At 62.7% G+C, this 18,709-nt stretch carries 19 protein-coding genes; 9 read left to right on the top strand and 10 right to left on the bottom strand.

The features are described 5' to 3' along the window. Positions 1-2 precede the first annotated feature (2 nt). From NKK50_RS06235 to NKK50_RS06225, 3 genes are all read left to right on the top strand, one after another. Positions 3-719 carry a FadR/GntR family transcriptional regulator gene (locus tag NKK50_RS06235; protein ID WP_023686625.1) on the top strand — a complete coding sequence of 239 codons (717 nt, stop codon included), beginning with the start codon at positions 3-5 and terminating at the stop codon, positions 717-719. A gap of 85 nt (positions 720-804) precedes the next feature. After that, the gene (locus tag NKK50_RS06230; RefSeq protein WP_023686626.1) at positions 805-1,785 is read left to right on the top strand and encodes an NAD(P)-dependent oxidoreductase; all 981 of its coding nucleotides are present in this window, start codon (positions 805-807) and stop codon (positions 1,783-1,785) included. 39 nt (positions 1,786-1,824) lie between these two features. Beyond that, positions 1,825-2,166 (top strand): hypothetical protein, encoded by a 342-nt coding sequence (locus NKK50_RS06225; protein WP_245260934.1) that lies wholly within the window; start codon positions 1,825-1,827, stop codon positions 2,164-2,166. A gap of 22 nt (positions 2,167-2,188) precedes the next feature. On the opposite strand, the gene NKK50_RS06220 is transcribed toward NKK50_RS06225, so the two are convergent. Then, positions 2,189-3,484: an amidase gene (locus NKK50_RS06220; protein ID WP_352500401.1), complete on the bottom strand. Its 1,296-nt coding sequence runs from the start codon at positions 3,482-3,484 to the stop codon at positions 2,189-2,191. Between the two features lie 116 nt (positions 3,485-3,600). Between NKK50_RS06220 and NKK50_RS06215 the strand changes: the two genes are divergently transcribed. Both NKK50_RS06215 and NKK50_RS06210 read left to right on the top strand, forming a co-directional pair. Then, positions 3,601-3,948, top strand: a complete 348-nt coding sequence (locus NKK50_RS06215) for a GFA family protein (RefSeq protein WP_023669842.1) — start codon at positions 3,601-3,603, stop codon at positions 3,946-3,948. 217 nt (positions 3,949-4,165) lie between these two features. Beyond that, on the top strand, positions 4,166-4,576 hold the full coding sequence (locus tag NKK50_RS06210) for a DUF4437 domain-containing protein (protein ID WP_027048960.1): 411 nt from the start codon (positions 4,166-4,168) through the stop codon (positions 4,574-4,576). Between the two features lie 27 nt (positions 4,577-4,603). Here the strand turns inward: NKK50_RS06210 and NKK50_RS06205 are convergent, their stop codons facing one another. The 8 genes from NKK50_RS06205 to NKK50_RS06170 form a co-directional block, all read right to left on the bottom strand. Continuing rightward, on the bottom strand, positions 4,604-5,395 hold the full coding sequence (locus NKK50_RS06205) for an ABC transporter ATP-binding protein (protein WP_348524262.1): 792 nt from the start codon (positions 5,393-5,395) through the stop codon (positions 4,604-4,606). 80 nt (positions 5,396-5,475) lie between these two features. Continuing rightward, complete coding sequence (locus tag NKK50_RS06200; protein WP_023728570.1) at positions 5,476-5,916, bottom strand: hypothetical protein; 441 nt, start codon at positions 5,914-5,916, stop codon at positions 5,476-5,478. Next, positions 5,913-7,001 (bottom strand): ABC transporter ATP-binding protein, encoded by a 1,089-nt coding sequence (locus NKK50_RS06195; RefSeq protein WP_023733630.1) that lies wholly within the window; start codon positions 6,999-7,001, stop codon positions 5,913-5,915. Before NKK50_RS06195 ends, NKK50_RS06200 begins: the two co-directional genes overlap by 4 nt. A 1-nt stretch (position 7,002) precedes the next feature. Beyond that, complete coding sequence (locus NKK50_RS06190; protein ID WP_023728572.1) at positions 7,003-7,941, bottom strand: carbohydrate ABC transporter permease; 939 nt, start codon at positions 7,939-7,941, stop codon at positions 7,003-7,005. Positions 7,942-7,944: 3 nt separating this feature from the next. Next, a complete protein-coding gene (locus NKK50_RS06185; RefSeq protein ID WP_023835039.1) occupies positions 7,945-9,006 on the bottom strand; it encodes a carbohydrate ABC transporter permease in 1,062 nt (353 codons plus the stop codon). A gap of 80 nt (positions 9,007-9,086) precedes the next feature. Continuing rightward, positions 9,087-10,520 (bottom strand): ABC transporter substrate-binding protein, encoded by a 1,434-nt coding sequence (locus NKK50_RS06180; protein ID WP_023728574.1) that lies wholly within the window; start codon positions 10,518-10,520, stop codon positions 9,087-9,089. Positions 10,521-10,566: 46 nt separating this feature from the next. Continuing rightward, positions 10,567-11,679, bottom strand: a complete 1,113-nt coding sequence (locus tag NKK50_RS06175) for an ABC transporter ATP-binding protein (RefSeq protein ID WP_027048959.1) — start codon at positions 11,677-11,679, stop codon at positions 10,567-10,569. A gap of 302 nt (positions 11,680-11,981) precedes the next feature. Beyond that, positions 11,982-12,665: a TetR/AcrR family transcriptional regulator gene (locus tag NKK50_RS06170; protein WP_023704248.1), complete on the bottom strand. Its 684-nt coding sequence runs from the start codon at positions 12,663-12,665 to the stop codon at positions 11,982-11,984. A gap of 111 nt (positions 12,666-12,776) precedes the next feature. On the opposite strand from NKK50_RS06170, the gene NKK50_RS06165 reads away from it, so the two are divergent. The 3 genes from NKK50_RS06165 to NKK50_RS06155 are packed head-to-tail and all read left to right on the top strand — an operon-like array spanning position 12,777 to position 15,259. Beyond that, entirely contained in the window at positions 12,777-13,970 is a 1,194-nt protein-coding gene (locus NKK50_RS06165) for a Tm-1-like ATP-binding domain-containing protein (RefSeq protein ID WP_023726425.1), read from the top strand. Positions 13,971-13,983: 13 nt separating this feature from the next. After that, complete coding sequence (locus tag NKK50_RS06160) at positions 13,984-14,838, top strand: phosphoenolpyruvate hydrolase family protein (protein WP_023726424.1); 855 nt, start codon at positions 13,984-13,986, stop codon at positions 14,836-14,838. A gap of 4 nt (positions 14,839-14,842) precedes the next feature. Beyond that, complete coding sequence (locus NKK50_RS06155; protein ID WP_352543184.1) at positions 14,843-15,259, top strand: cupin domain-containing protein; 417 nt, start codon at positions 14,843-14,845, stop codon at positions 15,257-15,259. A 171-nt stretch (positions 15,260-15,430) separates the two neighbouring features. On the opposite strand, the gene NKK50_RS06150 is transcribed toward NKK50_RS06155, so the two are convergent. Continuing rightward, positions 15,431-16,621 (bottom strand): M24 family metallopeptidase, encoded by a 1,191-nt coding sequence (locus NKK50_RS06150; RefSeq protein WP_023835042.1) that lies wholly within the window; start codon positions 16,619-16,621, stop codon positions 15,431-15,433. 364 nt (positions 16,622-16,985) lie between these two features. Between NKK50_RS06150 and NKK50_RS06145 the strand changes: the two genes are divergently transcribed. After that, positions 16,986-18,590 (top strand): ABC transporter substrate-binding protein, encoded by a 1,605-nt coding sequence (locus NKK50_RS06145; protein ID WP_081726211.1) that lies wholly within the window; start codon positions 16,986-16,988, stop codon positions 18,588-18,590. The last annotated feature ends 119 nt before the right edge of the window (positions 18,591-18,709 follow it).

Below are 18,709 nucleotides of genomic sequence, written 5' to 3'. Positions count from 1 at the left end.
CGATGAAAGAAAAGAACCTTCTCGCCGAGCTCGCCGCCTATCTCTTCGCCCATTCGGACAAGGAGACCGGCCGCACGCCTTCGGAGCGCGAACTGGCGGAGCATTTCGTCGTCAGCCGCGGTCAGATCCGCGAGGCGCTGGCCATTCTGGAGGCCATGCGCATCGTCGAGCGCCGCGCCAAATCCGGCATTTATGTCGACACCAGGCAGGCCAGTGTAGAAGCCTTGGCTCTTTTTGCCCGCGCGGGCCTGCCGCTCGATCCGGTGCAGATCTACGAGACCGTCGAACTGCGCAAGATCCACGAGATCAAGGCCGCCGAACTTGCCTGTTCGCGTGCCACCGAAGAGAATTTCGAACGCCTGCGGGAGATCCTGAAAGCCTCGGAGGAGTGCATCGCCGCCGGCGAAGGCCTCGCCAAGGAAGACCGCGAATTCCACCTCGAAATCGTGCGGGCGACCAAGAACGGCGTCTTCCACAATATCTGCAGTGTCTATTACCTGATGGGCGAGCAGCGGCTGCCGATCTACTTCAACGATCCCGAGCGCTCAGTGCGCTCGCATGCCGAGCATATCCAGATCTACGAGGCGCTGCTGCGTCGCGACGGCAATCTCGCCCAGGCGCTGATGAGCGCCCACCTGCAAGGCGCGGAAAGCTACTGGAAGGGGATCATCGAGGGCCGGGAGGCGCAAGCGCAAAGCCTGGCACTTGAGAAGGTCTAGTGCAATTCCAGGAAAGGTGTGAAACGGTTTTTCTGGGAAAAGCGCGCGGCGCTTTCCTTTGAGAATTGCGACTAGCGAGAGCCCCATGCCCAGAATCCTGTCGACGCACACGCTGCACCCGCGTGCCTCCGCCATGCTGGCGGGCGCCGGCGAACTCGTCGTCGCCTCAGCGCTCGATGCGGCAACGCTGACGGCCGAGGCGAAGCATGCCGACGTCATCATCGTTCGCGCACCGCTGCCGCCGTCGCTGTTCGAAAACGCCACGAAACTCAGAGCAGCGGTCCGCCACGGTGCCGGGCTCGACATGGTGCCGATGGAGGCCGCGGCCGCGGCCGGCGTGCTGGTCGCCAACGTGCCGGCGGTCAATGCGCGTTCGGTCGCCGAATATGTGATGTTCGCGGCCCTTGCCCTGCTTCGGCGCTTCCGTTCGGTAGACCGCGACTTGCGCGCCAAGGGCTGGAATGCCGGCCGCGACCACGCCAGCCATGCCAGCGAGCTTGCCGGCAAGACCATCGGCATCATCGGCTTCGGCGCCATCGGTCAGGCGGTCGCCCATATCGCCGCGCACGGCTTCGGCCTCGACGTCGTGGCGACGACCCGCAGCATGCAGCCGGCACCCGACAGGATCGGCTTCCTGTCGATCGATGCGCTGATCGAACAGAGCGACATCATCGTGCTCTGCTGCCCGCTGACGCCGGAAACGCGCGGCCTGATCAGCCGCGAACGCATTGCCCGCATGAAGCCGGACGCGCTTTTGATCAACATTTCGCGCGGACCGGTGATCGACGACGAGGCGCTGATCGAGGCCTTGCGCCAAGACCGGATCGGCGGCGCCGCACTCGACGTCTTTGCCACGCAGCCGCTGCCGGCAAACCATCCCTATTTCGGTTTCGACAATGTTATCGTCACCCCGCATATGGCGGGGATTACCGAGCAATCGATGATGCGCATGGGCGTGGGCGCGGCCGGCGAGACCTTGCTGGTGCTGGCCAACCGGCTGCCTGTCAATCTGCGCAATCCCGATGTGGTCGAGCATTACCGCAGACGGTTCCCGGCGGACGCGTGAACCATGTCCGGTTTTCGCTTCGCATCTCTGGTTCTCGCAGTGTCGTCGATCGTGGCCTTACCTTCGCTCGCGGCGGCACAAAGCAGCGATTATGTCTATTGCAGCAATGGGATCGTCTGCATGATGGCGCCCTGCCCGTCAGGCAATGCGCTGGATCTGACCACCGGCAATGTCGTTAAAGGCGTGGAGCTCAACACTACGGAATTGCCGCCGCTGGACAGATCGGCACCTGACCTCTCCGACAAGCTTTATGCTGGAAAACTCGTCGTCCGAGGATCGATCCAGCATCGCGGCCAGCCGAACGATCCGCCGATGCTGGTCGTTACCAAAATCGAACGCTCCTCCAAGAAAAGCGAGCGCAAGCGCTGCGCGGCACGTTGACTGCCGACCTACGGCTCGCTGCCTATCGGAGCAGCCGCTCGACTTCAGCCGCGATGCGCAGCAGATGGTGGTCGTGGCCATTGCGCGCCACCAGCATCAGTCCGGCCGGCAGCGTCATGCCGGGCATCGGCAGCGAGATCGCGCAGAGGTCGAACTGGTTGGCGACCTGGGTATTGCGCAGCAGCAGACCTTCGGTGCGTTCACGCAGAGCCGTATCCTCGGCCATCGAAACGATAGTCGGCGCTGTCACCGGCGTGGTCGGCAGAGCTAGCACATCGACCGAACCCAACCGCTCGTCCATGGCTATGCACAGTGCAGCGCGACGACGCATTGCCCTGATATAAACCGGCGTCGGTATGGCCGCCGCCCGCGACAGCGGCCCGCTGACATGGGGATCGACCGGCACCGATGCGCCCGTCGCCAGCCAGTCGGCATGGATTTCAGAACCTTCCATGGCCGCGATCGAGCCGCGTTTGGTGGCCAGGCGCAGATCGGCAATGAGGTCGTCGATCGAAATGTCCGTGAGCCACGCGCCTGCCTGCTCGATCCCGGCAAGGCTGCGATCGAACGCGGCGGCAATCTCCGTTTCCGTGTCTTCGAAAAGCAGGCCGCGCGGAATGCCGACACGAAGCCCGGCAAGCGCTAACGGCAGGTGCAGTTGCGGCATCTGCTCGCCCGTCATCGCGGCGTCAGCCAGGGCACACGCAGCAACACTCAGCGCCAGCGGCCCGATCGAATCCAGCGTCGCGGAAAGGGGATAGGCACCAGTCAGCGGCACGCGCCGCGCCGTCGGCTTGAAACCGACGACGCCGTTCAGCGATGCCGGGATGCGCACCGAACCGCCGGTGTCGGAGCCGATGGAAATGTCGCTCGTCCCCTCGCCAACGGACACGGCGGCGCCCGACGACGAACCGCCTGGAATGCGGCTGGTGTCGGCGGCATTGCCCGGTGTGCCGTAGTGCATGTTGTCGCCGATAGCGGTGAAGGCGAATTCGGTCATGTTGGTCTTGCCGATGATGACGGCGCCGGCCTGGCGCAGACGGCTGACGACCGCAGCGTCGTGCCGACGGGGCGCGGTGTCCCTCAGCATCAGCGACCCGGCCGTGGTCGGCTCGCCGGCGACATCGAACAGATCCTTGATCGACACGATGGTGCCGTCGAGCGGCCCGAGCGATACGCCGGCCTTCTTGCGCGCATCGGTGGCCTCGGCCGCTGCGCGCGCCGCCTCGGCATAGAGTTTGGTGAACACCTTCTCGCCTGCCGCGCAACTGGCAAGACGTGACAGGATGATCTCGAGACGATCGCGGATTGATTGCATGTCGATGTCGGATTCCGTCAAGGTGGAGCGTCTTTAAGGCATATGGGCCGCTAGGTCAGCGGAAGGAATAGCCCGGACAGCGTGCCTTTGCACCTGCCAGCGATAGGAAGGGACTGATGCTGTACAAAGGCAGCTGCCACTGCGGCAAGGTTGCGTTCGAATTCAAGGCGCAGCTGACCGGCGCCGTGCGGTGCAATTGTTCGATCTGCTCGCGCAAGGGCGCGCTGTTGGCCGCCATCCCGCATGACAGCCTGACGGTGCTGGCGTGGGGCGACGATCTCGGCACCTACACATTCGGCAATCATGCAATGGCGCATCGCTTCTGCCGCACCTGCGGCATCCATCCCTTTGCCGAGGATGTCAGTCAGGGCAGCGAACGCAGCGCCTACATCAACCTCAACTGCGTCGCCGATTTCGATCCCACCGGCCTGCCGGTCTTCGACTTCGACGGCCGCGCGGTCTGACCCTACGGTGGCCTCTCACCACAAAAGCAACGCCCCGAAAACCTTGATAGTTCTCGGGCCCGCTGCTTCAGCCAAGGATGGCTATCGGCTATTCGACGCGCTTAGGGCCGCGCGCGAACACAACGATCGCCGCCAGCAAGGTCGCAGCGCCACAATAGGCGAAGGCGCTGGCCACACCGGCATTGTCGACCACCAGGCCGCCGAAGACAGCGCGTTTCTGGCGCTCGCCGTTTCTTGCGTCTTTCCCGCTCGCGCCTTTGCCCTCGAGGACAGCTATCTCCCGGCCGACAAGATCCCCTATGTCGCCGAAGTGCCAGACCAGCCGCATCGCCTTGGCCCGTTGTGGGGTGACCGGGCCAAAGGCCCGGCGGGCACCTTGCTGAAAGTTCCCGGCAACTGGCGCGCGCCGGTTCATGCGCACACCGCCGACTATCGCGCGGTGGTCATCAAGGGACTGTGGGCGCATTGGCAAATGGACGGCGGCGAAGCGACGAAGGTCGAATTGCCGCCGGGATCCTACTGGACCCAGAAGGCCAACGAGATGCACGACGACGCCTGCCTCTCAGAGACGGAGTGCGTGATCCTGCTGATCAACGATACGCCTTACGAGACCTACTTCCAGAAATAGTCAGGCGGCGCCGTCGTTCGACCGCAACTAGCTGGCGTGCCGCAAGCTCACGCCGCTGCCCTTGTCGAACAGCACCACCTTGTCCTGATTCCAGGCAAAGCGCACCGGCTGCTCGATCTGGACATCGGTTCTGGCCGGCACCGTGGCGCGCAGCGTCGTGTCGCCGACCCGCAGAGTCAGGATCTTTTCCACGCCATGGTTCTCGACATCGTGGACGCGTGCCTCGACCGGCGCACCGCTTTCAAGATACACATCCTCAGGTCGAATACCGAAGACGAGCGGGCGACCGTCGGTCGCACCGCCCGCCTTGGCACCCCCAGAGAAAGGCAGTTCGAAATTTAGCGGCGCCATCACCGCGCGGCCGTTGACCAGCTTGCCATCGATCAGGTTCATCGGCGGCGAGCCGACGAAGCTGGCCACATAGGTATCGCGCGGATTGTTATAGATCTCGTGCGGCGTGCCGGTCTGGATGATGCGGCCATGGTTGAGCACGCCCACCTTGTCGCCCATCGACATCGCCTTGATCTGGTCGTGGGTGACGAACAGGAAGGTGGCGCCAAGCTGGATCTGCAGGTTCTTCAGTTCCGTGCGCAGCGCCTCGCGCAGTTTGGCGTCGAGCGCCGACAGCGGTTCGTCCATCAGGAACACGCGCGGCTTGCGCACGATGGCGCGGCCGATCGAAACGCGCTGCATCTCGCCGCCGGACAGACGATCGGTCTTGCGGTCGAGCAGATGTTCGATCCTGAGTGTTTTGGCGGCGCGGTCGACACGATCCTTGATCTCGGCGTCGGGTCCTCCGGTCAAGCCGGAGGATGACAGCGTGAGAGTTGAGAGGGCGACGCACACCGACCGTCGCGGACGGGCGCGAGCGCGACCTGCCGGATAGCGTCAGCTGCTGATCATCGCGCTGTCTTGTTGAGAGCGGTGACGATCAGCGCGAGAATCACCGCCGCGGCGGCGATTTCCCACACGAAAGCCTGCTTGTAGAAAGGCGGCGTGGCGAGCTGCGCCTTGCCGGCGAGAGTGTTGGGGTCCGGTGGATTGAGGAAGAAGACGCCGTAGAGATGCGCCGCCGTGATCGATACCAGCAGCGCAATGCAGAAGACCAGCGCCACGACCAGCGCTACGGTCACCACACTGCGCACCTTGACGCCCGGCTGGGCCAACGGCAGCAGGTTGTTGATGAGCCCGGCAAGCACCACGAGACCGCTGCCGACCGCGTACAGGCCGATGGAAAAGGGTTGAAAGATCAGCACCAGCGCCAAGACGCCGAGGCCAATGATGAAGAGCTCGAGGCGGAACGCGCCGGCGCGGCTCATGCCGGAAGAACTGTCGCTCATGACCGCACCGCCTTTCCGGCGCCATCGAAGACATGGGTTTGCCTGGGATCGGGGCGTAGATTCAGCGCCTCGCCGACCTTGACCCACTGGCTTCTCGTCACCACGACGCGGATGTCGGCGCCTGCCGCCGTGCGGGCATGAATAAGGGTTTCGGCGCCCATGGGCTCGATGAGCTCGGCTCTGGCGGAGATGGTGCCACGGTCCCCCGTATCGGTCACGGTGAAAGCACGGGGGCGGACACCGATCGTCACCTTGCCGGGCTGCAGGCGCGCGACCGCCGCGTCCGTGCGGATCGCCAGACTAATGCCGGCAACGGTCATGTCCGCCGTGCCATCGGCGAAGGCCTTGAGGTCGGCCTCGAGAAGATTCATCTGCGGCGTGCCGATGAAGCTCGCCACGAAAGCATTGGCGGGCTTGGCAAATACCTCGTGCGGTGAGCCGACTTGCTCGATCAGGCCGTCCTTCATGATGGCGATGCGGTTGGCCATGGTGAGCGCTTCGAGCTGGTCATGGGTCACGATCACGGTCGCTTTGGAGAGGCCCTGCAGCACTTCCTTGATCTGGCCACGCATGGTTTGGCGCAGTTCGACATCGAGACGCGACAAGGGCTCGTCGAAGAGGAAGCAATTGGGGTCGCGGACGATGGCGCGGGCCATGGCGGCGCGCTGCTTTTCGCCCTCGGATATCTGGTTCGGCAGCCGGTCGAGAACGTGCTCCAAGTGAAGGATCGCGGCGACGCGGTTGACGCGGGCAGTCCGCTCAGCCCCGGAAATGCCGTCATGATAGAGCGGGAAGGCGATGTTCTCGGCGATCGATGCCGACGGGTAGAGCGCGTAGAACTGGAACACCATGGCGATGTCGCGCTTTTCGGGCGGCAGTTTGTTCATCACCTTGCCGGCGACGACGACCTCGCCGTCAGTGACGCTTTCCAGCCCGGCGATGACGCGTAAGGTCGTCGTCTTGCCACAGCCGGACGGGCCGAGAAGGCAGACGACCTCACCGGCGGCCACCGACAGGTCAACGTCCTTGACCGCGGTGAAGGAGCCGAAGCGCTTGGTGACTTTGCGGAGTTCGATGGTTGACATCTCAGCGCTTCACCGTGCCGAAGGTAACACCGCGCAACAGATGGTTTTGCAAGAAGAAGGTGACCAGGAAGACTGGGACGAGGAACAGGGTTTCGATGGCGGCAAGCAAAGTCCAGTCGGTGCCGCGTCCACCCGACGACACGGCCTGGTTCATGGCGACCGGGACCGTCCTCGTGTCAGGCCCCGAGAGCAAGAGGGCGAAGAGGAACTCGTTCCAGGTGAGGATCAGGCCGAACACGAACGTGGCGGCGAGCCCGGCAATGACCTGGGGCAGGCAAATCTTGAAGAACACCCGCATTCCGGACGATCCGTCGAGGCGGGCGGCATCCTCGACGTCTGGCGACAATTCATCGAAGAAGCTCTTCATCATCCAGATGGTGAAGGCCAAGTTGAAGGCGGTGTAGAGCATGATGATGCCGAGATACGAGCCCGACAGGCCCACTACGCGGAACATCAGGATCACCGGAATGATCACCACAATCGCCGGCAGCATGCGCGTGGTCAGGATGATGAACAGGTAGGTGTCATTGCCTTTCAGCGGATAGCGCGAGAAGCCGAAGGCCGCCAGGGTGCCGATGACCAGCGCCAGCAGCACCGAAGCCGAGGCGATGAAGATCGAGTTGAAGAAATAACGGTCGAATCCTGTCGCTTCCGGGGCACCGCCCGACGTCATCGAGCGAGAAAAGACGGACCCAAAATTTTCGAGCGTGGGCTTGAACACAAAATGATCCGGAATCAAGCCGAACAGCGACGTGGGCGACAGCGTCGGAGGCACCAGAAGCGCGTCGCCCTGCGGTTTGAAGGCGGTGAATATGATGAACAGCACCGGCAGAAAATAGATAAAGGCGACGACGGCCACGGCGAGCGTCCGCCCCCAGCCGGCCTCGTCTACTCCGCTGGCCCTGCGGAAGCCGAGCTTTCCCAATATCGATTCGGTCACGGGTTAGGCTCCCTGCGTACGGCGGTTTGCGAGGTACAGGTAGAGGTTGGTGAGAACGATCACCATGAACAGCATCAGATAGGAGATCGACGCGCCCTCACTCGTCTTGTTCTGCTCGTTGGCGATGCGGATCAAGTGATAGGAGATCGTCAGCGTGTCGTTGCCGCCCTTGGTGAGGAGGATGACGAGATCCGCCAGCTTGAATGCCTCGATGGTGCGGAAGAGAAGGGCCAACATCAGAAGGCCGCGGATGTAGGGGAAGGTGATCATCCAGAATTGCCGCCAGCTGGAAATACGGTCGATGGCAGCGGCCTCGTAAAGGTATTTCGGCACCGAGACGAGGCCCGCCAGCACAAGGAGCATGACGAAGGGCGACCACATCCATGCGTCGGCGAAAACGATTCCCGCCACGGCACCGACTTTGTTGCTCATCAGGATGAACTGGTTGCCGGAGATGGAATTGATGACGTAGCTGAGAATCCCGAATGTCGGGTCATAGTAGTAGGTGAAGAACACGCCAGAGGCGACAACCGAAAGCATCATCGGTGTCAGCACCAGGATCAACAAATACTTGCGCAGCGGAAATTGCTTGGCGAACAGGATGGCCAGCAGAAAGCCGACGATCATCTGCGCGGAGACGGTGAACACGACGAACATGGCGGTGTTGATCAGCGCGCCCCAAGTCGCGTGAGCAGCGAGATCGTTGGTAAGGATCCGGATGTAGTTCCCGAGTCCGACGAAGCGGATCGTCTGCTGGTTTGCCTGGTAGGCGAAGAACGAAAGGCCCAGCGACCACAGCAGGGGGAAGATATTCATCACAAACAGAACGGCGATTGCCGGAGCGACCAGCAAGGCGCCGAAGTAGTGGCGGCGATACGCGTTGACGGTAAATGCGGCCGCGACCAACGCCACCGCGGCGCCCACCACCCAGAAGGAGACAGCCGCAGGCAAGCCCGCCATTGATATGGCCGACACGACGACAGCGACAGCGATGGCGAGTTTCCAGTTGTGGGCAACAACCGCGGTAAGGCGTGGTGTCAGCAGCGTGCTTGAAACAGCGGTCATGGGAGTCCGAAATATGGAGCGCCTGAAGTGGCAATGACGGGGAGCGGCTTTTGCCCGCTCCCCGCAGCTATGTCGGAAGGTTACTGGATAAGACCATCGTTCTTCAGGAGGTCCTCCTGGAACTTGGCGATGTTATCCAAGGTGGTCTTGGCGTCCTGCTTGCCAGTGATGGCTAGGTCGTACTGGTCCTGCTGCTGGGTGAGCAGTTCGAAGAACTGCGGCACGTGCCACATGTCCTTCTGCCAGTCGAGCGAGTTCGCCCAGGCGCGGTCCCACGGACGATAGGTCACATACTTCGGATCGCTGTAGACCGACTTGATCGCGGACTGGCCGCCGCCGGCGGCGAACTGGTGCTGGATATCAGGCGAGAGCCACCACTTCACGAAGCCAACCGCTTCCTTGATTTGCTCAGGCGTCGTCCAGGTGGTGAGAACGAAAGGCTGTCCGCCGATCTGTGACGTACGATTCACCTTGCCGTCGGCACCGCGCAGGCCTGGCGCCAATCCGAACACCAGCTTGTCGGCAACCTTCGACGTCTTGGGATCGAGCGAGGCTTCGGCGAGACCGATCCAGTCGATGTTCATGGCCACCTTGCCTTCACGGAACAACTGGTCCGAGACGAAGATGTCCATGGTGCCGGTCTTGACCACCGGCGGCATGAACTTCAGCAATTTGAGGAAATGCTCCATGCCCTCGATGGACTTCGGGGAGTTTACGACGCCTTCGGCATGTCCGGTCGGGGCCTTGGTTTCATCCCAGATGCCGCCGCCATGCTCCCAGACGAACGTGTGGACCGAGCTCGTCGAGAAGTCGTAGCCTTTGCCTGCCTGATAGGCGATGCCATAGAAATCGTCATCCAGCACCTGGCCGGCGAGCTTGTCGCCCTTCTTGCGCTGGAAGAATTCGCCAACATGCTCGAACGTGTTCCAGTCCATGGCGTCGATTTCTTCGCCGGTGCAGGGCAGCTTCTCATTGTACTTCGCCTTGTAGGCGGCCTGCTCGTCGTTGTTGCAGAGCACGTCCTTGCGGCCGTAGGTGACCAGCACGTCCGGGAACTGCGGGAAGCCGTAGTAGTTCGGCGTGCTGTTGGGATAGGTCGAGTAGGCGTTGAGCACGGCGGGATGCATCGACTCCATCGTCGCCTTGAGTTCCGGGTCGGCATCGATGAGATCGTTGATCTTGCGGAAGTAGCCGCCTTCGACGAAGGCGCCCAGCCACTGCGAGTCCGACACGATGAAGTTGTACTTCTTTTCGCCCGAGGTCAACGAGGCGTTGACGCGGGTGTAGAAATCCGGCCACGGAATGAAGTCCACATCGAGCTTCACAGTATTGCCAGACTTCGGCTTGTACTGCTCGTCGAAGAACTTCTTCATAATGCGGGTCGGGGGCCAATCCGGCACCGCCATCGTCAACGTCACTTCTTCGGCAGAGGCATAGGTCACGCCTCCCACCAGTAGTGTGGCAGCGAAGCTTGCGGCTGTCGCTAGCCCTTTCAGTTTGGTCATCGCCGTCATTCGCGTTTCCTCCCTTGGTTAACCGGATTGCTTCTCGCCTTTCGAGTCAGGTCATTGCCTGGCCGCTCGCGGCGCGGAAGACGTGGATTTTCCTGTTATCGATGGCGATCGATGCCGAATCGCCGGTCCTGATGCTGGCGGCGATCGCTTCCGGCAGCACCATGCGCAACATCTCGCCGCCGGCCTCGACCGAGACGATCGTTATGTCGCCGAGCGGTTCGACCAGATGCACCTTCGAGGCAACCCCGGCTTCGCCCTTGGCGGCGAGCCGAATGTCGCTCGGGCGAATGCCGATCAGCGCGGCCTCGTTGGCATCGGCAGTCTTTGGCGCCGTCGCCGGAACCAGAGTCCCGAGCGGCGTGTCGAAAGATCTGGTGTCGGCGCGCACCGAGGCCGTGAACAGATTCATGTGCGGCGAGCCGATCTTGCTGGCGACATAGGTATCGATCGGCTGCTCGTAAAGCTCGTCTGGCGTGCCGATCTGGACGATGCCCCCATCGCGCATGACGGCGATCGTCTCGCCCATCGAGAGAGCCTCGATCTCGTCGGGCGTGGCATAGATCACGGTCATGCCGAACTGGCGGTGCAGCCGCTTCAGCTCGGCGCGCGTCTCGTGCCGGAGCTTGGCGTCGAGATTGGTGAGCGGCTCATCGAGCAGAAGAATCTTTGGCCGGCGGATCAGGGAGCGGCCGAGCGCGACGCGCTGCTGCTCTCCGCCGGACAGGGTTGCCGGCTTGGCCTTCAGGCGGTGTGTCAGCTTCAGGATCTCGGCGGTCTCTTTCACCCGCTTGTCAATCTCGGCGCGCGCGGCTTTCTCCTCGCGCAGCGGGTAGGCGAGATTGTCATAGACCGTGAGGTGGGGGTAAAGCGCGAAAGACTGGAAGACCATCGAGATGCCTCGGCCGGCGATCGGCGCATGGGCCATGTCGCGGCCGCCGATCTCAAGCGTGCCGGAGTCGGCCTTGACGAGGCCGGCGATAGTGCGCAGCGTCGTCGTCTTGCCAACGGAGCTCGGCCCGAAGAGTACGAAGAAGCGGCCTTCGTCGACGGCGAAGCTCAGGTCGTTGATGGCGCGCACGGATCCATAGGCCTTGCTGAGCCCATCGAGGCGCAGCGCAATCCCCTTGCCGTCACTGGCGCGAGGCGACGTCTGCGTCACGATGCGCCACCTCGTGCGGACGGAACACGCGCCATCCGTATGATTCTCCTCGTCCTGCCGAAATGGACTGCGGCTGTCATTCTCGATCCGCCTTTTCTTTCCTGATCTGGTATTACCAATTTTGGATAGCCGTCAAGCTCTTTCTTGGATCACCACCGGACCTTGTATAACCGGATTTTTCATGTATCCGACTGTTTTCCCTGAATTTTCCTACTCGTTGATATAGGAGAGCCTTGTTTCGGCACTGCCATCCCGGTTAACATCAATAGTGGGCATCCAAATCTGGTCGAACCAGATTGGCGCTATTTCGCCAATGCCGCCGTCGGGGCCGCATCGATTTCAGCCGTTGATTCCGCCACCGCGGCGCGCACAAGGGCGCCCGCCGCCCATTGCGCGACCGACCGCATGCCGCGGCTATCGAGCCCCCATATATCCTTCAGCACGATCAGCACTTCGACGCCGAACATCATCGACAGCGCCTGCGCCAGGCGCTTGAACTCGCGCGGCGGCAGCCGGCCCTTGAGCGGTGCGATGGCATCCTTCAGCAGCTGGACGCGATGTCCGCGCGTGAATTGCGGCTCGCCGCCCAGCGTGCCCGCCTGCCGCTGCGCCCATTGGTCGAGCGACAGTTTCAGCGCTGCCTTGAAAGTTGCCTCGAAAGCTTCGATGCGCGGCATGGCGGTATCGAACAATTCGGCAACGCGCCGCCCGGCATCGGTGGACGTCGATTGCCAGGTCAGGATCGGCCCAAGCCCCTCGTCAACCACCGCCTGCACCAGGGCTGCCTGGCTGGGGAAATAGCGATAGGCGGTGGCGCGCGACACTTGCGCCGCCTCCGCGACTTCGCTGACCGACGGGGTGACGCCCGCCTGCATCAGCCGCGTCGCCGTCTTCAGCATCAGCCGTTTTGTGCGGGCCCGTGGGCCGCGTTCTGCAGCCTCGTTGGCGTCGTCGTTCCCAGCGGCTTGTTGACGTGAGACTTCCATGTCAATACGATACGCGCGTCTCAAAAAATTGCAATGACCTTTGCCCACCGAAAGGCCGGCAAAGGGCGACAGGCGGCCCGGCGCCGGTCGGCCGGTGACGGGAGAAACGCGATGAAGCGCATCTACGTGGTGGGCACAGCCGACACCAAGGGCGAGGAACTTGCCTTCCTGGCCGATGCTATTGCCGCCACCGGCAGTTCGGTTGCCCGCGTCGACATCGGAACGCGCGGTGCCACGGTGCCGGTCGATATCCCGGCCAGCGAGGTCGCGGCGCATCATCCGGGTGGAGCCAGTGGCGTGCTCGGCATCGATGATCGCGGCACGGCAGTGGCCGGCATGAGCGCCGCCTTCACAAATTTCATTCAGTCGCGCGACGACATATCAGGCGTGATCGGCATTGGCGGCGGCGGCGGCACGTCGATCATCACTGCCGGCATGCGCGCGCTGCCGCTTGGGCTGCCCAAGATCATGGTCTCGACGCTCGCCTCCGGCGACACCGCGCCCTATGTCGACGTCTCCGACATCATCATGATGCCATCGGTCACCGATATGGCGGGACTGAACCGGCTGTCACGCGTCGTGCTGCACAATGCGGCGCAGGCAATCGCCGGCATGGCCGCCAGGCCGGCGCCGACTGCCACCGGCAAGCCGGCACTCGGGCTCACCATGTTCGGCGTCACCACGCCTTGCGTGACCGCCATCGCGGATCAGTTGCGCGCCAACTATGACTGCATGGTTTTCCACGCCACCGGCACCGGCGGCCGCTCGATGGAGAAGCTCGCGGACTCGGGCCTGCTCGCCGGCGTCATCGACATCACCACGACGGAAGTCTGCGACCTGCTGTTCGGCGGCGTGCTGCCGGCGACGGAGGACCGCTTCGGCGCCATCGCCCGCACCAAGCTGCCCTATGTAGGCTCGGTCGGCGCGCTGGACATGGTCAATTTCTGGGCGCCGCCGACCATTCCCGAGAAGTTTAGGGGCCGGCTGTTTTACGAGCACAATCCCAACGTCACGCTTATGCGCACCACGGCGAATGAATGCCGCGGCATAGGCGAGTGGATCGGCACCAGGCTCGCTCGCTGCGAGGGCCCTGTGCATTTCCTGATCCCCGAAAAAGGCGTCTCGGCACTAGATATCGAGGGCGGCGCCTTCTTCGACCTCGAAGCCGACGCCGTGCTGTTCGATGCCATCGAGCGCACCATCAGGCCGAGCGCCACGCGCCGCGTCACACGCCTGCCGTTGCACATCAACGATCCGGAATTTGCCAAAGCCGCAACCGCGGCCTTCCTCGACATCGCCAGATAGTGAGAGTCAACAAATGCCCGCAATACCGCGCAAGGACATATTGAAGAAGTTCAAGGCGATGATCACCGACGGCGTGCCCATCGTCGGCGGCGGCGCCGGCACCGGCTTGTCGGCGAAGGCCGAGGAAGCCGGCGGCATCGACCTCATCATCATCTACAATTCCGGCCGCTACCGCATGGCCGGGCGCGGCTCGGCTGCCGGCCTGCTCGCCTATGGCAACGCCAACGAGATCGTCAAGGAAATGGCCTACGAGGTGCTGCCGGTGGTCAAAAAGACGCCGGTGCTGGCCGGTGTCAACGGCACCGATCCGTTCGTCATCATGCCGCTGCTGCTTGCCGAGCTGAAGACGATGGGCTTTTCCGGCGTGCAGAATTTCCCGACCATCGGCCTGTTCGATGGCAGCATGCGCCAGAGTTTTGAGGAAACCGGCATGGACTTCGGGCTGGAGGTCGACATGATCGCCGAGGCGCACAAGCTCGATCTTCTGACCACGCCCTATGTCTTCAACCCCGACGAGGCGCGCGCCATGACAAAAGCCGGCGCCGACATCGTCGTTGCCCATATGGGGGTGACGACCGGCGGCTCGATCGGAGCCACGTCGGCCAAGTCGCTCGACGACTGCGTGGTCGAGATCGACGCCATCGCCAACGCGGCGCGATCGGTGCGCAAGGATGTCATCCTGCTTTGCCATGGCGGACCGATCTCCATGCCGGACGACGCGAGATACATCCTCGACCGCTGCAAGGGCCTGCATGGCTTTTATGGCGCGAGTTCGATGGAACGGCTGCCGGCTGAAGCCGCGATCGCCAGGCAGACGGCGGATTTCAAGGCCGTCACGCTGCACGACCAGAAGAAAAAGAAGGGATGAGATCATGACCGACAAGAGCAAGGTGTTCGTATACCCGAAGGACGTGAGCGCCTTCGGCTTTGACTGGGGCAAGCTGTCGCTGACAGTCGCGCCGGAAGTAAATGGCGCGACGCGCTTTTCCGGCGGCGTCGTCGACCTGCCGTCAGGCAAGGGCCACACGCGCCACAACCATCCCGGCGCGGAAGAGATCATCTTCGTCATCTCAGGCAATGGCGAGCAGATGGTGGAGGACGAGGAGGGCAATCCGGTCTTCGCCAAGGTCGGCCCCGGCTGCACCATCTATGTGCCGGAAAGCCGTTTCCATTCGACACTGAACACGGGCGATGGGCCGATGCAGCTCTTCGTCGTCTATTCGCCGGCCGGACCCGAACTGGTGCTGCGGGAGTTGCCGGATTTCAGGTTGATTCCGGCGGGGAAGTAATCGCGAAAGGCCCCCTTCATCCGGCCGCTTCGCGGCCACCTTCTCCCCGAGGGGGAGAAGAGGCAGAAGCCAGCGCCGGCGCAAACTCCTCTCCCCTCGGGGAGAGGTCGGATAGCCCCGAATTGCCCTTCGAAATTCGGATGGCAATCCGGGTGAGGGGGTAGCGCCGAGCTAGGCTATCCCACCTCTATTCCACCCCCGTGCCCGATCCCCAAACATCACATACCCCGCATCCGTCACCGCCAGCGTATCCTCCAGCTTGATGAACCCCCGCGTCGGGTGAAGCATGGTCGTCTCCACCGACAGCACCATGTTCGTCTCCAGCGGCTTGGCCGAATAGGTGCCTTCATAGGTGACCGGGTGGTTGGTCATCAGGAACGGCGCTTCATGGGTGATCAGGCCCATGCCATGGGCGAAGAAATCCGTATAGGGCGCGACCTTCGACGCCTTCAGCACGCCCTCCGCGTGCGAAATCATATCGCCGCCGATGGTGCCTGCCCTCACCTTCGAGAACGCCGCCTGCTGCACCGTCTCGACCTCGGCCAACAGATCTTCCAGCTCGGCATCCGGTTCGCCCAGAATGCCCATGCGGCAGAGATCGCCGATATAGCCGTGATAATTGCCGCCGGAATCGATCGACAGCACCTCGCCCTTTTCCCAAGCCTGCGGTGACGCCGCACGGTTGTGGCTGGAGCCCAGCGTCAGCAGGCAATATTCGAAATGCGCGCCGCGATTGGTCTCCTCGCGCCTGAGCTGCTCGATCATCTCGGCCTTGGTCTTGCCTTCGTGCGCCCACTGGATGGTCGCCAACATGGAATCGGTGATCAGCTCGGAGGCGATGCGCAGCTTTTCCAGCTCGGCGTCCGTCTTGATGGCGCGCATGCGCTCCAGCATATCGGTCGCGTCGATCAGCTTCGCGTCCGGCAGCGCCTTGCGGATCAGCGCATAAGCATCGGACGGCAGGAAGGCCGGCTCGATGCCGATGCGGGCGCCTACCTTGCCGATTTTCGTCACGTGCTCGACCGCAAGATTGGCAGCATCGAGCGTGCCCCAGCAGGCGGCATGCAGCGTCGGCGTCCAGAACGGGTTGTTCTGGTGCTCGGCGCCTTCCATGCGGTTGCCGATATAGGCGGCATGATCGGGCCCACCCTTTTCATAGACGACGACAGGCAGGTAACGGCTATGGCCGATCGCATCCATGGCGGCAAAGAAGATGAACTTGTAGCCGCCGAGCAGATACTGCGTGTTGTGCTTGGACGTCGCGAGCAGAACATCGATGCCGGCCTCTTCCATCAGCCGGTCGACCCTCGCCTGGTCGAACGGGATATTGCTGACGGCGCTCTTGCCCGGGGCAATGTTCATTGTTCTCTCCCTGATTTCCGTGGGATCGCCGATCGTGCAGCGGCCGATCCCTTGGCTTTCGATCAAATCTGCACCATTTCGTTAACTCTGGTCCAGCCAGAAACAGGTTAGATTGCTTCGGCAGGCTGTCACCACTCGTCATTGCTGCACACTAAGGCAATCTGGTCCTACCAGAATACCAGAATGAAAGGGCCACCTCTAAAACTGGTCCAGCGGACGAAAATTTCAAAGCCAAGCAAGGATGCGCCAATTCCGTCTCTGGCGAAACCCTTGGCAAGGGTCATAATCGCCGCGAGGATGCTGGCGGGTGAGGCCAGCTTCGAGGGGTGCGCCCATCTGGTCGCGGAGAGGACGGAGGTTGATCATGTCGGATATTTCCAGACGCACGCTGCTTGGCGGCTCAGCTTTGCTGCTGGCCTCCACCGCCATGCCCACATTCAGCTGGGCGCAGACGCCGAAGAAGGGCGGCCGCCTCGTGCTTGCCGCCGATTCCGAGCCGCGCAACCTCAATCCGGCCATCGTCGCCTCCAACGGCGTCTTCTTCATCTCCAGCAAGATCGTCGAAACGCTGGCCGAAGCCTCGTTCGAAGGCAAGGACGGACTGGAACCCCGCCTTGCGCTCTCCTGGGAAGGTGCTGCCGATGGGCTGTCGGTGACCTTCAAACTGCGCGACGGCGTCAAATGGCATGACGGCGAGCCGTTCACCTCGGCCGACGTCGCCTTCTCCGCGCTGCAGATCTGGAAGCCGCTGCAGAATCTCGGCCGCACCGTGTTCAAGGATCTGGCCAGCGTCGACACCCCTGACGATCTGACCGCCGTCTTCAAATTCGCCAAGCCAACGCCGTTCCAGCTGATCCGCAACGCGCTGCCGGCGCTGTCAAGCGTGGTGCCGAAGCACATCTACGAGGTCGGCAAGATCGAGGACAACCCGGCCAACAATGCACCCATCGGCACCGGGCCGTTCAAGTTCGGCGAATACAAGGCCGGCCAGTATTACAAGCTGACCAGGAATGCGGATTACTGGGCCAAGGACGAGCCGTATCTCGACGAGATCATCTACCAGGTGCTACCCGACCGCACGTCGGCTGCAGCGGCGCTCGAGGCCGAAGAGATCCAGCTCGCCGCCTTCTCCGCCGTGCCCTTGGCCGACCTCGACCGCATCTCCAAGGTGCCGGGCCTGAAGGTGATCTCCAAGGGCTATGAGGGGCTGACCTATCAGCTCGTCGTCGAGATCAACCATCGCCGCAAGGAACTGGCCGACGTGAAGGTCCGCCAGGCGATCGCGCATGCCATCGACAAGGACTTCGTCGTCAAGACGGTGTTCCTCGGCTATGCCGCCACCGCCACCGGCCCGGTGCCGAAGAACGATCCGCAATTCTACACTGCCGACGTGCCGATCTATCCATTCGACGTCGCCAAGGCCAACGCCTTGCTCGACGACGCGGGGTACAAGCGCGCCGATGACGGCAAGCGTTTTGCGCTGAAACTCCTGCCGGCACCCTATTTCAACGAGACGAAGCAGTTCGGCGACTATCTGCGCCAGGCGCTGGCGGCAATCGGCATCGACGCCGTGATCGTCAACAACGACTCGGCCGCGCACATCAAGGCCGTCTACACCGACCACACCTTCGACCTCGCCGTCGGCCCGCCGGTGTTCCGCGGCGACCCGGCGATCTCGACCACCATCCTGGTGCAGAGCGGCATTCCCGACGGCGTGCCGTTCTCCAACCAGGGCGGCTACAAGAACGCCGCGCTCGACGCGCTGATCGCCAAGGCTTCGGAGACGCTGGATACGTCAGCGCGCACCGACCTCTACAAGGAATTCCAGAAACAGGTCGCGGCGGACCTGCCGCTGATCAACGTCGCCGAATGGAGCTTCATCAGCGTCGCGCGCGATACCGTGGGCAACATCGCCAACAACCCGCGATGGGCGGTGTCGAACTGGGCGGACACCTATCTGGAATCGTGACACATTTGCGCGGATGAAAGTTCGCAAAGAAATTGGTGTGAAAGCATGGCGTAGGGCCGCGTTTCATCACACCCCCCTCTGTCCTGCCGGACATCTCCCGACTGGCGCAGCGCTATGCC

The sequence above is a fragment of the Mesorhizobium sp. M0001 genome, from assembly GCF_040324255.1.
Taxonomy (GTDB): domain Bacteria; phylum Pseudomonadota; class Alphaproteobacteria; order Rhizobiales; family Rhizobiaceae; genus Mesorhizobium.
This window is presented reverse-complemented; position numbering and strand designations above follow the sequence as displayed.

Bases quoted from the DNA above. Each gene is read 5' to 3' on its own strand.
- NKK50_RS06200 (WP_023728570.1), bottom strand. From the start codon at position 5,916: ATGAGCGACAGTTCTTCCGGCATGAGCCGCGCCGGCGCGTTCCGCCTC.
- NKK50_RS06230 (WP_023686626.1), top strand. From the start codon at position 805: ATGCCCAGAATCCTGTCGACGCACACGCTGCACCCGCGTGCCTCCGCC.
- NKK50_RS06235 (WP_023686625.1), top strand. From the start codon at position 3: ATGAAAGAAAAGAACCTTCTCGCCGAGCTCGCCGCCTATCTCTTCGCC.
- NKK50_RS06150 (WP_023835042.1), bottom strand. From the start codon at position 16,621: ATGAACATTGCCCCGGGCAAGAGCGCCGTCAGCAATATCCCGTTCGAC.
- NKK50_RS06145 (WP_081726211.1), top strand. From the start codon at position 16,986: ATGTCGGATATTTCCAGACGCACGCTGCTTGGCGGCTCAGCTTTGCTG.
- NKK50_RS06165 (WP_023726425.1), top strand. From the start codon at position 12,777: ATGAAGCGCATCTACGTGGTGGGCACAGCCGACACCAAGGGCGAGGAA.
- NKK50_RS06195 (WP_023733630.1), bottom strand. From the start codon at position 7,001: ATGTCAACCATCGAACTCCGCAAAGTCACCAAGCGCTTCGGCTCCTTC.
- NKK50_RS06155 (WP_352543184.1), top strand. From the start codon at position 14,843: ATGACCGACAAGAGCAAGGTGTTCGTATACCCGAAGGACGTGAGCGCC.
- NKK50_RS06160 (WP_023726424.1), top strand. From the start codon at position 13,984: ATGCCCGCAATACCGCGCAAGGACATATTGAAGAAGTTCAAGGCGATG.
- NKK50_RS06170 (WP_023704248.1), bottom strand. From the start codon at position 12,665: ATGGAAGTCTCACGTCAACAAGCCGCTGGGAACGACGACGCCAACGAG.
- NKK50_RS06185 (WP_023835039.1), bottom strand. From the start codon at position 9,006: ATGACCGCTGTTTCAAGCACGCTGCTGACACCACGCCTTACCGCGGTT.
- NKK50_RS06180 (WP_023728574.1), bottom strand. From the start codon at position 10,520: ATGACGGCGATGACCAAACTGAAAGGGCTAGCGACAGCCGCAAGCTTC.
- NKK50_RS06220 (WP_352500401.1), bottom strand. From the start codon at position 3,484: ATGCAATCAATCCGCGATCGTCTCGAGATCATCCTGTCACGTCTTGCC.
- NKK50_RS06215 (WP_023669842.1), top strand. From the start codon at position 3,601: ATGCTGTACAAAGGCAGCTGCCACTGCGGCAAGGTTGCGTTCGAATTC.